Source organism: Parafrankia sp. Ea1.12 (assembly GCF_900465275.1).
Classification (GTDB): Bacteria; Actinomycetota; Actinomycetes; order Frankiales; family Frankiaceae; genus Parafrankia; species Parafrankia soli.
On the sequence record NZ_UBIZ01000270.1, the window covers coordinates 17,106 to 32,157 of the forward strand.

The 15,052-nt window shown below is 71.5% G+C and carries 11 protein-coding genes; 3 read left to right on the top strand and 8 right to left on the bottom strand.

What is annotated here, in order from left to right; translation table 11 throughout:
• Positions 1 to 20 precede the first annotated feature (20 nt).
• Positions 21 to 785 carry a crotonase/enoyl-CoA hydratase family protein gene (locus FMEAI12_RS12570; RefSeq protein ID WP_112106164.1) on the top strand — a complete coding sequence of 255 codons (765 nt, stop codon included), beginning with the start codon at positions 21 to 23 and terminating at the stop codon, positions 783 to 785.
• A 135-nt stretch (positions 786 to 920) separates the two neighbouring features.
• Positions 921 to 1,727: an enoyl-CoA hydratase/isomerase family protein gene (locus tag FMEAI12_RS12575; RefSeq protein WP_112106165.1), complete on the top strand. Its 807-nt coding sequence runs from the start codon at positions 921 to 923 to the stop codon at positions 1,725 to 1,727.
• A gap of 141 nt (positions 1,728 to 1,868) precedes the next feature.
• On the opposite strand, the gene FMEAI12_RS12580 is transcribed toward FMEAI12_RS12575, so the two are convergent.
• The 8 genes from FMEAI12_RS12580 to FMEAI12_RS12615 form a co-directional block, all read right to left on the bottom strand.
• Entirely contained in the window at positions 1,869 to 2,579 is a 711-nt protein-coding gene (locus FMEAI12_RS12580; RefSeq protein WP_112106166.1) for an ABC transporter ATP-binding protein, read from the bottom strand.
• Positions 2,576 to 5,560 (bottom strand): branched-chain amino acid ABC transporter permease/ATP-binding protein, encoded by a 2,985-nt coding sequence (locus tag FMEAI12_RS12585; protein ID WP_112106167.1) that lies wholly within the window; start codon positions 5,558 to 5,560, stop codon positions 2,576 to 2,578. Before FMEAI12_RS12585 ends, FMEAI12_RS12580 begins: the two co-directional genes overlap by 4 nt.
• A gap of 35 nt (positions 5,561 to 5,595) precedes the next feature.
• Positions 5,596 to 6,870, bottom strand: a complete 1,275-nt coding sequence (locus tag FMEAI12_RS12590; RefSeq protein ID WP_112106168.1) for an ABC transporter substrate-binding protein — start codon at positions 6,868 to 6,870, stop codon at positions 5,596 to 5,598.
• 412 nt (positions 6,871 to 7,282) lie between these two features.
• A complete protein-coding gene (locus FMEAI12_RS12595; RefSeq protein WP_165938430.1) occupies positions 7,283 to 8,047 on the bottom strand; it encodes an SDR family NAD(P)-dependent oxidoreductase in 765 nt (254 codons plus the stop codon).
• Positions 8,044 to 9,345, bottom strand: coding sequence for an acyl-CoA dehydrogenase family protein (locus FMEAI12_RS12600; RefSeq protein WP_112106169.1), 1,302 nt, complete (start codon positions 9,343 to 9,345; stop codon positions 8,044 to 8,046). The genes FMEAI12_RS12595 and FMEAI12_RS12600 overlap by 4 nt, the downstream gene beginning before the upstream one ends.
• 79 nt (positions 9,346 to 9,424) lie before the next feature.
• A complete protein-coding gene (locus FMEAI12_RS12605) occupies positions 9,425 to 10,564 on the bottom strand; it encodes an acyl-CoA dehydrogenase family protein (RefSeq protein ID WP_112106170.1) in 1,140 nt (379 codons plus the stop codon).
• Between the two features lie 142 nt (positions 10,565 to 10,706).
• The gene (locus tag FMEAI12_RS12610) at positions 10,707 to 11,945 is read right to left on the bottom strand and encodes a MaoC family dehydratase N-terminal domain-containing protein (RefSeq protein WP_112106171.1); all 1,239 of its coding nucleotides are present in this window, start codon (positions 11,943 to 11,945) and stop codon (positions 10,707 to 10,709) included.
• A 114-nt stretch (positions 11,946 to 12,059) separates the two neighbouring features.
• Positions 12,060 to 13,595, bottom strand: coding sequence for a class I adenylate-forming enzyme family protein (locus FMEAI12_RS12615; RefSeq protein ID WP_112106172.1), 1,536 nt, complete (start codon positions 13,593 to 13,595; stop codon positions 12,060 to 12,062).
• A 275-nt stretch (positions 13,596 to 13,870) separates the two neighbouring features.
• On the opposite strand from FMEAI12_RS12615, the gene FMEAI12_RS12620 reads away from it, so the two are divergent.
• The gene (locus FMEAI12_RS12620) at positions 13,871 to 15,019 is read left to right on the top strand and encodes a thiolase family protein (RefSeq protein ID WP_112106173.1); all 1,149 of its coding nucleotides are present in this window, start codon (positions 13,871 to 13,873) and stop codon (positions 15,017 to 15,019) included.
• Positions 15,020 to 15,052 lie beyond the last annotated feature (33 nt).

Genomic DNA, 15,052 nt, shown 5'->3' on the forward strand with positions numbered 1-15,052 from the left:
CGCGAGAACGAGGAGACGGCATGGCAGACTCGGTGCTGGTCGAGCGGCATGGCGCCGTCCTGGTCATCACGATCAACCGCCCGGAAGCCAGGAACGCGCTCGACGCCGAGGCCGCGCGCGGCATCGCGGCGGCAGCGGACGAGCTGGACGGCGACCCGGAGCTGCGGGTCGGTGTGCTGACCGGGGCCGGCGGCTCGTTCTGCGCCGGCATGGACCTGAAGGCCTTCCTGCGCGGTGAGACCCCCAACATCAAGGGCCGCGGTTTCGGCGGCATCACCGTCACGCCGCCGCGCAAGCCGCTGATCGCCGCGGTGGAGGGCTGGGCGCTGGCCGGTGGCTTCGAGCTGCTGCTGGCGTGCGACCTGGTCGTGGCCGCGGCGACGAGCAGGTTCGGCGTGCCGGAGGTCAAGCGCGCGCTGGTGGCCGGCGGCGGCGCCGCGATGCTGCTGCCGCGCCGGATCGCCTTCTCGGTCGCGCTGGAACTCCTGCTGACCGGTGAGCCCGTGACGGCGGAGCGGGCGGCAGCCCTGGGGCTGGTCAACCGGGTCGTGCCGGAGGGTGGCGCGCTGGCCGGGGCGCTCGAACTCGCGGCCAAGATCGCCGCCAACGGGCCGTTGGCCGTGGCAACGACCAAGCAGATCGCCCGGGCGCAGGCCGACTGGACGGTCGAGGAGGGCTGGCAGCGGCAGGCCGAGCTGTGCGCCCCGGTCTTCGCCTCCGAGGATGCCCGCGAGGGCGCGACCGCCTTCGCCGAGAAGCGCCCCCCGGTGTGGCTCGGCCGGTGACGGCGCGCTCCGTCGGGTGACCCGCGGTGCCGCGCCGCTCGAGGCCGGCCGCCGGGCCGGCACCGGGCGACACCGGGCAGGGGTACCGGCAGGGGCACCACAGGAACGCCATCCCTACGAGAAGCGGGAGCCGTTATGGCCGACGTCAGCCAGACCCGTCGGTCCGAGACCGACGGGATCCTGACCCTCACCTTCACCCGCGACGAGAAGCTCAACGCCGTCAGCCCCGAGATGATCGAGGCGCTGCGCCAGGCCGCGACCGATCTGGGTGATCGCGACGACCTCAAGGTGCTCGTGATCGCGGCGGAGGGCCGCTACTTCACGGCCGGCATCGACATCCGCCAGAGCGGCGCCGGTGGCAAGCGCGGGTACGCCGCGGACGGCAGCTTCAGCCCGCGGCGGCTGCGCCGTGAGTACCGGCGGCTGCACCTGGTCTTCGACGAGCTGGAGGCGGTCGAGAAGCCCGTCGTCCTGGCCGCGCACGCGCCGTGCCTGGGGGTCGGCCTCGAGCTGGCCGCGTCCTGCGACTTCCGGCTGGCGTCCACCGCCGCGGTGTTCTCCCTGCCCGAACTGCCCGCGCTCGCCGTCATCCCGGGCTCCGGGGGCATCAGCCGAGTGACCAGGCTGGTCGGCCCGCACTGGGGCAAGTGGCTCGCGTTCGGGGAGGAGGTCGACGCCCACCACGCCCGGGACATCGGGCTCGTGCACGCCGTCTACCCGGCCGAGGAGTTCTCCGAGCGGGTGAGCGCCTTCGCCCGCAAGCTGGCCCGGCTGCCCTCGGAGGCGGCGGGCGTGGCGAAGGCGGCCGTCGACATCGCCGCGAGCGTCGACCGGCAGACGGCGCGCGACTTCGACCGCTTCGCCAACACCATCCTGTTGACGTCGGACGAGCACCGGGCGCTGACCCGGGCCTTCGAGACACGCAAGAAGTCCGCTGAGTAGATCTGACGTCCAGTGGCTCTGGCGTCGAGCAGATCTTCGAGAGACCTGACGTCGAGGGGACCTGACGCCAGGGGATCTGATGCCGAGGGGTGCTGACGATGCCTGCGTCAGCACCCCTCGGTGTCGCCTGTGCGTTCCGGGTCAGCCGGCCTGGCCCAGGTAGGCGCGCTCGATCCGGCTCTCGTCGGCCGCGAGCTCCTTGGCGTCCCCCCGGAGCACGACGTCGCCGTGCGAGAGGACGATCGCCGTGTCGGAGACGCCGAGGGCGAGCGCCACGTGCTGCTCCACGAGGATGCAGGCGACGCCGGACTCGTCCGCGACCCACCGGATGACCGGCAGGAGAGACTCGACGATCACCGGCGCGAGGCCCATGCTGAGCTCGTCGATGAGAAGTACCTTCGGGTCCTGCATCAGCGCCCGGCCGATCGCCAGCATCTGCTGCTCGCCGCCGGAGAGGTTCCCGGCCGCCACCTTCATCCGGGGCCGCAGGCCGGGGAAGTGGTCGAGAACCTGGTCGACCGTCGTGCCGCCGCGACGGGCGGCCAGCTTCAGGTTCTCGTGGGTGGTGAGGCTCTTGAACAGCGAGCGGTCGTCCGGCACGAGCACCAGCCCCGCGCTCACCGCGGAGCGCGCCGAGCCGGGCTTCACCGCCACCCCGCCGATCTCGACGTGCCCCGCCAGCGGCGGCAGCAGGCCGGCGATCGTCATCAGCAGGGTGGTCTTGCCCGCCCCGTTCGGTCCGATCAGCGCGAGCACCTCACCGGCCTTCAGGGTGAGGTCGGCGCCGCGCACGACCGGCCGGCCGGCCGTGTAGCCGGCGTCCATCCCGGCGCACCGCAATGCGGCGGTCATCGCACCTCCTCCGCATGCACGCGCTCCGTGTGCCCGTGCTCCGCGTGCCCGTGGGTCGTGCCCAGGTAGGCGCGGGTGACCTCCGGGTTGCGCTGGATCTCTGCCGGTGTGCCGACCACGACTACCTCCCCGAGGTTGAGCACCACGATCCGGTCGCACACGTCCAGGACGAGGCCCATGTCGTGGTCGACCATGACGATGGTGATGCCGGCGTCGCGGATGGCCCGCAGCCGCTCGCCCAGCCAGCGGCTCTCGGTCGTGTCCAGCCCGGCGGCCGGTTCGTCCAGCAGGACGATCGCCGGACGCCCGGCCAGCGCGCGGGCGACGGAGACCAGCTGACGCTGCCCGACGGACAGCTCCCGCACCGGGGCTTCGGACACCGCCTCGAGATGCAGGATGGTGAACAACCGGTCGATGTCTACGGGCGACGGCGTGGCGCGGTCGCCCGACGAGCGGACCGCCATCGTGCCGGTCTGGACGTTCTCCCGGACGCTGAGATCGTCGTACAGCTCGATGCCCTGGAAGGTCCGGCCGAGGCCGCGCCGGCTCCGCTGATGGGGTTTGAGCCCGTCGAGCCTGCGGCCGAGGAACTCGATCGACCCGGTCGCGTCGGCATAGCCGCTGATCGCGTCGATCAGGGTCGTCTTGCCGGCGCCGTTCGGGCCGATGAGGCCGACGATCTCGCCGCGGTTGACGTCGAAGCTCACGTCCTGGTTCGCGACGACGGCGCCGTAGCGCACGCCGACGCCGCTGACCCGTAGCAGCGGGCCCGCCGTGACCTCGTGGGTGTCGTGGGGTACCGCCCGCTCGGAGGCTGTGGTCGCCGCGACCGCGTCCCCGGACGGCGCGTCCCCGGCCTGTGCGTTCCCGGACGGCCGGGCGAGGGAGGCCGGCGATCGGCGTCCGAGCCTGGTGCGCAGCGCGCCCAGATGTTCGTGCACCGGCCCGACGATGCCCTCCGGGTTGAGGATGACGGTGAGCACCAACAGGACACCGCTGACGGTCGTGTAGTAGTTGCCCAGGGCCACCGCGTCACGGTGGAGGAGGAAGGCCGCCAGGGTCAGCACCCCGACCACGCCGGACAGCGCCGGGATCAGCTTCGGCCGGATCTCGGCGACGATCGCGAGGACGGGCAGCCCGACCAGCAGAACGTAGACGCCCAGCGGCAGGCCCTTGTCGACCAGGGTGAAGATGATGCCGCCCGCGCCGATGAGCCCGGCGTTGATGCCGCCGGACACCGACGTGACGCCGGCCAGGTACGCGGTGGCGAACAGCGCGACGCAGCCCATCGCGGTGTACGAACTCGAGTCCGCCACGGTCTGCTGGTAGGCCAGCATGGCGCCGCCCAGCCCGGCGAGGAACCCGCCGATGGCGAAGGCGACGAGCTTCACCTGCGACACGGAGATGCCCGAGGCGGCGGCCGACCGTTCGTTGGCGCGCACCGCCAGCATCGCCGCCCCCAGCCGGCTGCGGCGCAACAGCACCACGCCACCGGCCACCAGCAGCAGGACGACCAGGCAGAACAGGCCGAACGTGAGGCGTGGGTAGCCGGCGCCGGCGCCGATCCCGAGATTGACGCCGAAGAGGGTCGGGTCGTCGATCGGCGAGCCGTTGAACCCGCCGTTGAGGTCCTTGTTGGTGAACCACAGCTTCTCGAGCACCACCGCCAGCGCGAGCGTGGTGACCGCCACCGGCAGGCCGCGGATCCGCAGCGCCGGCAGGCCGACCACCACCCCCACGATCGTCGCGAGGACGGCGGCGAGCAGCGGCGCGATCGGGAACGGCACGTGCAGCTGGTGCTGGATCCGGGTCAGCGCGAACGCGCCGACGCCGGCCAGGGTCAGCTGCGCCAGGGAGATCTGGCCGCTGAAGCCGGTGACGACCACCTGGGACAACGCGATGATCGCCAGGACGATCGTGGTGATGATCGCTGCCCGGTGGGAGCCGTGCGTCGCCGCCAGCGCGGCGAACCCGGCGGCGGCGATGACCACACCGGGCAGCACCATCGACTTCGGCCGCGGCGCCCGGCCGAGGGTCTGCTGCACGATCGAGCCGCGCGAGGGCAGGGTCTGCCCCCGGAAGACCAGGAAGATCAGGATGACGGCGAGCGGGACGAGCTCGGCGAGGCCGGACGACGGCAGCCAGCTTTTGGTCTGCAGGTTCGTGGCCTCCGACTGCAGCATGCCGATGACGAGCCCGGCGGAGACCGCCGTACCGATCCTGGTGAAGTTCCCGACGAGCGCCGTCGCCAGCGCCGGGACGATGAACAGGGTGTAGGACACCGGGGTGAGCGGAACGATGGGCGCGATGAGGATGCCGCCGACACCGGCGATCATGGTGCTCAGGGCCCAGTTGACCAGCGCGATGCGCTGCGGCGACAGCCCGGTGACCAGAGCGCCCTTCTCGGACTCGGCCGCCGCGCGGGTGGCCAGGCCGAACCGGGTGAGCCGGAACCACAGGGTCAGGACGACCGCCATCACGATGATGATGCCGGCGAACCAGAGCCGGTCGCCGGGAACCCGCTGCCCGGCGACGGTGTAGATACGCGTCGGCAGGATGGCCGCCACCGAGACCGCGGTCGTGCCGACCTGGACCGCGAGCAGCGCCTGCATGACGATCATCACGCCGATCGACGCGACGGCCTTCGCGGCGGTGGGCGCCGTCCGCATCGGGCGGAAGACGGCCGCGTAGAGCAGCGCTCCCAGCGCCGCGGCGACCACCAGCGAGAGTGCGAACGCCGCCGGGAAGCCCACCCCGTCGATCCCGAGATCGACGGTCCCGGTTAAACCGGGGATCGGGTTGAGCAGTTTCCCCTGCCGAAGGAAGGCATAGGTGTAGGCGGTGTAGAGGGCGACCGCACCGGTGGCGAAATTGACCACACCCGAGCTGCGGTAGGTGAGGACCAGGCCGAGTCCGAGCGCCGCGTAGACGGCGCCATTACCGAGGCCGAGGATCAGGAAGATGAGGTCGGTGCTACCCATGCCGGTGCGGCCGCCCTTCTAGATGAGGCCCGGACTCAGTTGTCGATGGTTTCGGGCTGCGTGCCCACGCCGTCCTTCACCGTCAGGACGATCTCTCCCGCGGAGCACACCGTGGTCAGGCCGGGAAGCTGCTTGCCGTCGCAGGTGAAGGTGACCCCTGCACCGGCCGGCAGCGGGACGTCCTTGGCCTGCGCGATGGCGGCGAGGATCGAGCTGCTGGTGACGGGGCCGGTCAGCTTGGCGGTGGCCCGGATCAGGCCGAGCATTCCCTGGTAGCCGACCGGCGTGTAGCCCGAGATCGACGCGTCGGGCGCGTACTTGGCCATCACGGTCCGGTAGAGCTGTGCCTCGGGATCGTCGGTCGCGATCGAGGAGACGCCGAAGACCTTGGCGCCCTCTATCGCGCCGCCCACGGCATCGACCGTCGCCGGGTCGAGGCAGCCGGTGATGCCCAGCTTGGGAATGGTCGGGTCGACCACACTGAGCGCCTTCAGCGCCGTCGTGCAGCCGGTGGAGTTGAAGATCAGGATCGCGGCGTCCGGCTTGCCGGCGAGGCCACTGGTCACCTGGGGCGTCGCGTCCGCCGTGCCGGGCGTGACCGGCACGACGGTGAACTCGATACCGGCCGCCTTGAACGCGGGGACGCCGATCTTGGCCGCCCCGCCGGTCGCGGCCGGCACGTCGGTCACGAAGGCGGTGACCTTCTTGTATCCCTGCTCGGCCGAATACGTGGCCATCGCGGAAAGGGTCGCGGCGAAGCCGCCCGTCCACATGTAAGCGTTCTTGCTCGTGAACTCGCCGCTGCTCGCCCCGGCCACCGAGACGTACGGGATGCCGGCCTTGGTGATGATCGGCACGATGGACTCACCGAAGCCGGTCGTGGTGACCACGACGGCCGCGACCTTGTCCTCGACCATCTGGTTCGCGCACTTCACCGACGAGGCGACGTCCTCGAGGATGCCGCAGCGGTCGATCTCGATCGGGTGGCCGCCGATGCCACCCAGATGGGCGTTGGCGTATTCGGCCGCCGCGACGGCGGCGTCGCCGATCTCAGGGTCGGACAACGCGGGACCACCCTCGGTGTTCAGTAACCCGATCTTCACCGGGTCGCCGCTGGCGGCCTGGCCGGGGAAGTAGGTTGCGAGGGCGGCGGGAATGGCAGTGCTGGCGGTGGTCGGGGCGGAGCCACCGCCGTCCGACCCGCTGTCGCTGCCGCAGGCTGCCACCCCGATCAGCGTTGCCGCGGCGATGGCCGCCACCGCCCCGCGGCGTGTCGCCCGGGTCGCGAGTCTGTGTTCCGTCTGGATCATGTGTCGTCCCGCTCGTGTAAGGCGGGCGGCCGTGCACCCGCGTCAGTGATCAGCCCGCCCGAAAAGCAAGCAGGTAGATGATTGAACTAGATTAGTAGGCCACCAGCTAGATTTTGTCAATGATCTAACTAGGTGACCTGTTGCTGGTCGTTCCGCCCGTGACCGGCGCGTTCGGGTGCGATCGGTGCTCAGGCCGGGTGGGTGAGTGCGCTCCGGGAGGTCCTGGTCCGCAGGTGGGCGGCAGCACGGGGGAGCCCGGTGAGCGTCCGGCAGGCGGCCCGCGGCGGGAGCGGGGCCGGAGCCCGGCGAAGGGCGAGGCACGGACGATGGGCGGGGCACGAGCGCGGGGCAGGGCACAGGTGACGCGGGGCAGGGCACAGGTGAGAGGTACGGCTCGGGTGAGGCGTCGGGGTCAGTGCAGTCCGCCGTCGACCCGGATGAGTGATCCGGTGGTGTAGCTCGAGGCCGGGGAGGCCAGGTAGAGCGCGGTGGTGGCGATCTCCTCCGGATTCCCGGCGCGGCCGGCCGCGTTCTTCCACGTCCGCTTGCTCTCGTCGGGCCAGCGCTTGGAGATGTCGGTGAGGAACGGCCCCGCGGAGATGGTGTTCACCCGGACGTTGGGCGCGAACTCCAGGGCGAGCACGGTGGTCAGCGCGTTGAGCGCCGCCTTCGCGCCGGCGTACGGCCCGAACCGGGGGGACGGGAACAGCGCGCCGCTGGACGAGATGTTGATGATGGAGCCGCCGTCGCCGTCGTGCATCCGCTGCCCGATCAGCGAGCTCAGCCGGAACGGGCCCTTGAAGTTGACCCCGATCACCTTGTCGAAGAGGTCCTCGGAGGTCAGCGCCGAGGACGGCGCCAGCGGCGACATGCCGGCGTTGTTGACGAGGACGTCGACCCGGCCGAAATGGCTGTAGGCCCGGTCGACGAGGTGATCGCACTCGTCCCAGCGCCCGACATGGGCCGCGACCGGCAGGGCTTTCCGGCCGAGCGCCTCGACCTGCGCCGCCAGCTGCTCGCAGCTGTCGAGCTTGCGGCTGGCGATCACCACGTCGGCGCCGGCGCGGGCGAAGGCCAGCACCATCTCCCGGCCGAGGCCCCGGCTGCCGCCGGTGACCAGGACGATCTTGCCGGTGAGGTCGAACAGTCCGGCAGGTTGGCCGTCGGCGCTGGTCACAGCCCGAATTCCTGCAGGACGTCCGCGTACCGCTCGCGGGCGGCGGCGCGCCGGGTCGGAAGGTGCTCGGTGGGGAAGAGGCCGGGCGCCGGCCGGTAGCCCTTCAGGACCTGCTTGGCGACGGTGGCCTTGTGCACCTCGGTGGGCCCGTCGGCGAGGGCGAGCTGCGGCACGCCGGCCCACCAGGCACCGAGCGGGGTCTCGTGGGTGGTTCCCAGCGAGCCGTGCAGGTGCAGTGCCCGCTGGATGATGTCGTGCTGCACCTGCGCCAGGGCGACCTTGCACATCGCGATGTGGGTGCGGGCCGCCCCGTGCGGCTGGGTGTCGATGATCCACGCCGTCTGCAGGACGAGCAGCCGGAACTGCTGGAGCTGGATCGCCGAGTCGGCGACGAAGCCCTGCACGAACTGGTGCTCGGCGAGGACCTTGCCCTGCGTGTGACGCGACAGCGCCCGCTCACACAGCATGTCGAAAGCCCGCTGGCACTTGCCCACGACCCGCATGGCGTGGTGGACGCGGCCGCCGCCGAGCCGGGCCTGGGCGACCTTGAAGCCTTCGCCCGGCGCGCCGAGCATGGCGTCCAGCGGGACCCGCACCCGGTTGTAGCGGATGTAGCCGTGGATGCCCTCGTCGAAGTCGTCCCGCTCGTTGATGGTGCCGACGTTGCGCAGGATCTCGATGCCGGGCGTCTCGGCGGGCACCACGAGCATGGACATCCGCCGGTGCGGGGCGGCGTCGAGGTCGGTGACCGCCATGACGATCAGGAAGGCCGCGTAGCGGGCGTTCGAGGAGAACCACTTCTCGCCCTCGATGACCCATTCGTCGCCGTCCCGGATCGCCGTGCAGGCGAACTCCTTCGGGTCGGCGCCGCCCTGCGGCTCGGTCATCGAGAAGCACGAGACGATCTCGCCGTCGAGCAGCGGCTGCAGGTAGCGCTGCTTCTGCTCCGGGGTGCCGAACATCGCGAGGATCTCGGCGTTGCCGGTGTCGGGAGCCGCCGTGCCGAAGACGGTGGGCGCCCAGTAGGAGCGGCCGAGGATCTCGTTCATCAGCGCGAGCTTCATCTGGCCGAAGCCGTGGCCGCCCAGCTCCGGTCCCAGGTGACAGGCCCACAGCCCCTGCTCGCGGACCTGCGCCTGCAGCGGCTTCAGGATGGCTCGCGACGCCTTGTTGTGGACGTCGTACGGATCGCCCCCGTGCGGGAAGAGCAGGTCGAGGGGTTCGCACTCCTCGCGGACGAATCGTGCCATCCAGTCCAGCTTCTCCTGGAACTCAGGCTCGGTCGAGAAATCCCACATGCGTCGCTCCGCGGTCGGTCGAGGCCGTCGAGGCCGTCGATATCGAGGCCCCGGAATGTAGAGGCCCTGGAATTCGGATTCAGGTGTCGAGGTGGGCCCGGTCGTCGCCCGGCCGCCGGTCGTGGGCGGATCCGACCTCGACGCCGCGGGCCTGCGCCAGCAGCGCGACCACCCGTTCGTAGTGCTCGGCGGGTGCGCCGAACAACACCTCGTCGACCTTCACCCGGCGCAGGTACAGGTGCAGGTCGTGCTCCCAGGTGAAGCCGATGCCGCCGTGCGCCTGGAGCGCCTCGCCGGCGAGTGCGCTCATCCCCTCGGCGGTGAACGCCTTGGCCGCGCTCGCTGCCAGATCACCGTCGTCGGCCCCGGCGTCCAGCGTCATCGCGGCGTAGTAGGTCGCGGCGCGGGCGCCCTTGACGAGCGTGAGCATGTCCGTGACCTTGTGCTTGACCGACTGGAAGCTGCCGAGTGGCCGGCCGAACTGCTCGCGCACCAGAACGTGCTCGACGGTCATCTCGAGCAGCCGTTCCCCGGCGCCGAGGGCGTCCGCGGCGGTGAGGACGCCTGCCGCGGCCACCAGCCACCGCACCTGCGCGGGCCCGCTCGCGGCGACGTGGGTCGCGGGTACCCGGATGCCGGTGAGAGCCACGTCGTACCAGCCGCGCGTCTCGTCGAGCGTGCGGCGGCGGCGGGTGCCGCCGGGCGGCGTCGGCACCAGGACGGCGGCGGGACCGTCGTCCGTCGAGGCGGTCACGAGCAGCCAGTCGACGGCCGCGGCGGCCTGGACCGCCGTCACATGGCCGTCGAGAACCAGCGCGTCGCCGTCGCGTGCCGCGCGCACCGTGCCGTGGTGGGCGAGGCTGGCCCGCGCCTGGCCGTCGGCCAGCGCGGCCGCCACCGGGCCGAGCTCGGGGTGTCCGGACCGGGCCGCGGCGAGCGCCACCAGCGCGGTCTCGACGACCGGGCCGGGGGCGACCACGCGGCCGATCTCCTCGGCGACCAGGCTCAGCTCGACCAGCCCCTGGGCGGAGCCGCCCAGCTGCTCGGGCGCCGCGAGGCCGGTCCACCCGAGTTCCACGCCGTGCTGCCACAGTTTGTCGTCGATGTCGCCGCCGGAGCCGACGAGCGAGCGCACGCGGGCGGGAGGGCAGTGGGTGGACAGCATCGTTCGAGACACCTCGCGGAGCATCGCCTGCTCCTCGGTGAGTTCGAAGTCCACTGGGCAGTCGCCCTCCTCGTCGCTGGACCCGCGGACCGTGACGGCCGGCGGCGATCCGCATGATATAGACCAATAATCTAATTATTTGCGGTGGTTGGCAAGGAACTCTGGCGGAGGAAACCCACGGGAGGGATCCGGTCGCTCACGCGAGCCGGGCGATCTCGACCTTGAGGAGTTCGTCGAGCGTGTCGGCCGGAGGTGCGGGGAGCGTGACCGGGGCCTCGCGGGTCGGCAGCAGCACGACGGCCGTCCCGGGGGTCGTCGTCTCACCGCGCTGGTTCTGGCAGCTCAGCTCGAGGTGCACCTCGTTGCGGCCGTCCACCTGCACCTTGTCGACGACCCGCCCACGCACCCAGGTGGTGTCGCCGACGTAGTTGAACCGGCGGTGCTCGCAGCGCAGCCGGAACAGCCAGCCGTCGTCGCCCATCCAGTCGGTCAGCGCGTGGGTCAGCCAGGTCTCCCGCATGGCGCCGTAGTCGTAGCTCATCGGCAGCCCGAGCTCGGCGGCGCGCTCGGGCTCCCAGTGCAGGCGCTGCACGGTGTCGGGGATGTTGCGGGAGTTCGGCGGGTACAGCCCCGGCGCCTTCCTGCGGATCCTGCGTGAGATCCCGTACGCGCCGGGCGGGGTGAGCTGCATGCCCCAGCCGACGTGCCAGACGACGATGTCGGTGACGACGAGCGGGCCCTTGACCCGCGGCTGGATCTCCTCGCCGATCTCGACGTCCTCGAAATAGCGGGTCACGGCGCCGCGACGGGTCTCGCGGTCGTAGGCCGCGTCGATCTCGGCGAGCTGGGAGTCGGAGTAGGGCGAGAAGTCGACCGGCGGCTTGGCCGACGACCGCTGCCGGCTGGTGTGGCGTTCGGCGTTGATCCAGGTGCCCCGCTGGACGGCCACGATCTCACCCGCGCCGTTGGCGAACAGGAAGTCGTTGGTCACGTGCGCCGACCGGCCCCCGAAGCTGCTCCGCTTGTCCTGGACGCCGACCTGCGCCCGGATCATCCGGCACCGGTCGCCGGCCCGCAGCGGCCGGTAGTACTCGAACTCCATGGCCGCCTGGTACGAGCCCAGGCCGGCGAAGGGGTCGCCCTTCAGTAGCTGCTTCTGCTCCGGCGTCGGGTCCGGTGCGGCGTTCTCGCCCATGCAGTAGAGGAAGTTCGGGGGAGCGATCAGCCCGCCCCAGCGGGTGGTGCGGCCGTAGTCGCGCTCGCAGTAGAGCGGGTTGTCGTCGCCGTAGCCGTAGGCGAAATGGCGGGTGGCGTCGACGTGCACCTCGGTGATGTGCGGCGGGCGCAGGCGCTGCGGAACCCCGGTCCGTCGCCGCGCCCGTTCGAACGCCTCGTCGGTGAGGACGCCGTAGGTCGAGGTCTGCTGTGTGGTCATACCCGTTCTCCTCTTCTCCCGTCGCGTCGGTCGAGTCCTCGAGCTCCCGCGCCCGTCGAGCCCGTCGAGGTGCGCGGCGTCGTCGCGGCCGCCGTGGTGTCCCCGGCGCGTGTGTCAGGTCGCGGTGGGCCGGCGGGCGAAGATCTGTTCCCGGACGAGGGCGCGGCTCACCTTCAGCGACGGGGTACGCGGCAGCGCGTCGACGATCGCGAGGTCGACCGGCCGCTGGTAGCGCGTCAACCGGGCCGAGAGGAACTCCATCAGCTCCGCCTCCGTCGCGGGCGCGCTCAGCGTGACCGCGACCACCGGGACCTCGCCCAGCCGCGGGTCGGCGATCCCCACTGCCGAGGCCTCGTCGACCGCCGGATGCTGGGCCAGGGCCTCCTCGATCACGCTCGGTGGGATCTTGAAGCCGCCGCGGCTGATCGCGTCGTCGGCCCGGCCGTGGATGAACAGGAAGCCGTCGTCGTCGATCGAGGCCAGGTCGGTGGTGCGGATCCAGGCACCACCGTCGTCGGACAGCTGTCCCCCGCGTGCCTCGAGCAGCCCGACCGCGCCCGGCGCGAGAACCGTCGCGCTGTCGCGATCCACCACCCGCAGGTCGATGCCGTCGTACGCGCGCCCGACGCTGCCTCGCTTGCGAGTGCCCCATTCCCGCTTGTCGTCGATGGTCCAGCCGGCGATCGCGCCGGCGAACTCGGTGGCGCCGTAGGTGCCGAGGACCGGGACCCCGTAGCGGTCTTCGAAGGCGTCGGCGAGTTCGGCGGGCAGGGGCGCGGTCCCCGAACCGACGGCGAAGACGTTCTCGAAGACGTCCCGAGGCAGGTCGGCGTTGAGCACCATGCGCATCGCGGTCGGGGCGAGGCGGACATAGCCCGGCCGGTGGCGGCGGACGAGCTCGGCCCAGGCCTGGACCTCGAACTTCTCGAGCAGGGCGATGCTCCTGCCCTCCATCGCGTGGGCGATCGCGAAGTAGAGGCCGCTGATGTGGGCGAGCGAAGCCCAGAGGATGGCGGTCCGCCGGTGCAGGCGAAGCTCCCGGCCCTCGTCGACGGGGGTTCCCGCGGCGCGGAACGCCGCGGCCATCCGCTGGTAGGTGAGCTCGACGCGCTTGGGCCGGCCGGTGGTGCCGCTGGTCATCATGAGGACGGCGACGTCGGCGGCGGGCTTGTACGCGGGGGACGACGGGGCCGGCATCGGGTGCCGGACGAACGCCCGGCCGGGGCCGGTGCACAGCGCGATCGCGCCGACAGCCGCCGTGGCCTCGACCATCGCGGCGCGGGTCCAGTCCTCCTTGTCGGCGACCACCACGTCGGGTGCCAGATCGACGATGTCCTCGGCCAGGCCGGTGTCCCCGAGATGCGGGCTCAACGTCACGACCGTCCGGCCGGTGGCGATGGTGGCGATCACGGAGCACAGCTGGCCGGGACGGTTGCGCAGCACGATCCCGATCTGCCGGGCCCGCGGGTACTCGGCCAGCAGCGCGTCCAGATCGGTGATGGCGTCGGCGTAGTAGGACCAGGGAAAGGTGCGGTCACCGAAGGTCAGCGCGGTCGCGGCGGGGTCGAGCGCCAGCACGCCGAAGATCCGCCGGGCGATCAGGCTGCGGGCGCTGTCTCCGACGGACGACGCCGAGTCATGCGTGCTCATGCGGGCCTTTCCGGATGGTCGATTCCGTGGCGAGCGGGCGGTACCGCGCCATGACCGAGGCGGTCCAATCCGTTCACCGTGCACTATAGGTGCAATAAGATAACTGATAGGTCGGTTGCCGGCGAGCGTCCGCCGTCGCTCGGCCGCCCTCTGCGATCTTGTGGTGGCGGTGCGGGCCTCGAGTGCGGCCACGTTGACAGGCGGAGAGTCGCCTCCTAGCTTGTTCTCTCAGCAGAATTATGTTCAAGGTAGTGAACTCGATGAAGGGGGTTGCCGTGCGGGACGCCGTCATCGTCGAAGCGGTACGGACGCCGATCGGTCGGCGCAACGGCACGCTGCGAGGCGTTCACCCGGTCGATCTGGCCTCGGACGTGCTCCGGACGCTCACCGAGCGCGCACAGGTCGCACCCGAGCTCGTCGACGACGTCATCTTCGGGTGCGTCACCCAGATCGGTGATCAGTCGACGAACGTCGCCCGCCTGGCCGTGCTGGCCGCCGGCTGGCCGGAAGGCATTCCCGGCGTGACGCTGGACCGGGCCTGCGGCTCGAGTCAGCAGGCGCTCCACTTCGCCGCGGCCGGGGTGATGGCGGGCCAGTACGACCTCGTCGTCGCCGGCGGCGTCGAGTCGATGAGCCGGGTGCCGCTGGGCTCGGCCCGGGCCGTCGGCGAGCCGTTCGGCCCCCGGGTGCGCGCGCGCTACCAGCGGGACAGCTTCAGCCAGGGTCTCGGCGCCGAGGAGATCGCGCACCGGTGGGGCCTGTCCCGGACCCGGCTCGACGAGTTCGCCCTGGAGTCGCACCACCGCGCGATGGCGGCCGCCGACTCGGGCGCGTTCGACGCGCAGCTCGTCCCTGTCGAGGGACCGGACGGCGTCCTCACCGCCGACGAGGGGGTGCGGCGGGAGACGACGCTCGAGAAGCTCGGTGCGCTGAAGCCCGCGTTCCGCGAGGACGGGGTGATCCACGCGGGCAACAGTTCCCAGATCTCCGACGGCAGCGCGGCACTACTGATCACGACCAGCGAACGGGCGGCCGAGCTGGGCCTGCGACCGCTCGCGCGCTTCCACGCCGGTACGGTCGCCGGTGACGATCCGGTGATCATGTTGACCGCTCCGATCCCCGCGACGGAGAAGGTCCTGAAGCGGGCGGGGCTCACGATCGCCGACATCGGCGTGTACGAGGTGAACGAGGCGTTCGCGAGCGTCCCGCTCGCCTGGGAGATCGAGACGGGCGCCGACCACGCCCGGCTGAACCCGCTCGGCGGCGCGATCGCGGTCGGCCACCCGCTCGGTGCCTCGGGCGCGATCCTGATGACCCGGATGATCCATCACATGCGCGACCACGGCATCCGCTACGGCCTGCAGACCATGTGCGAGGCCGGTGGCATGGCCAACGCGACCGTCATCGAGCTGATCGATGCCTGACGCCGGGCCAGACCCGGCCGCGGCATCGACGGT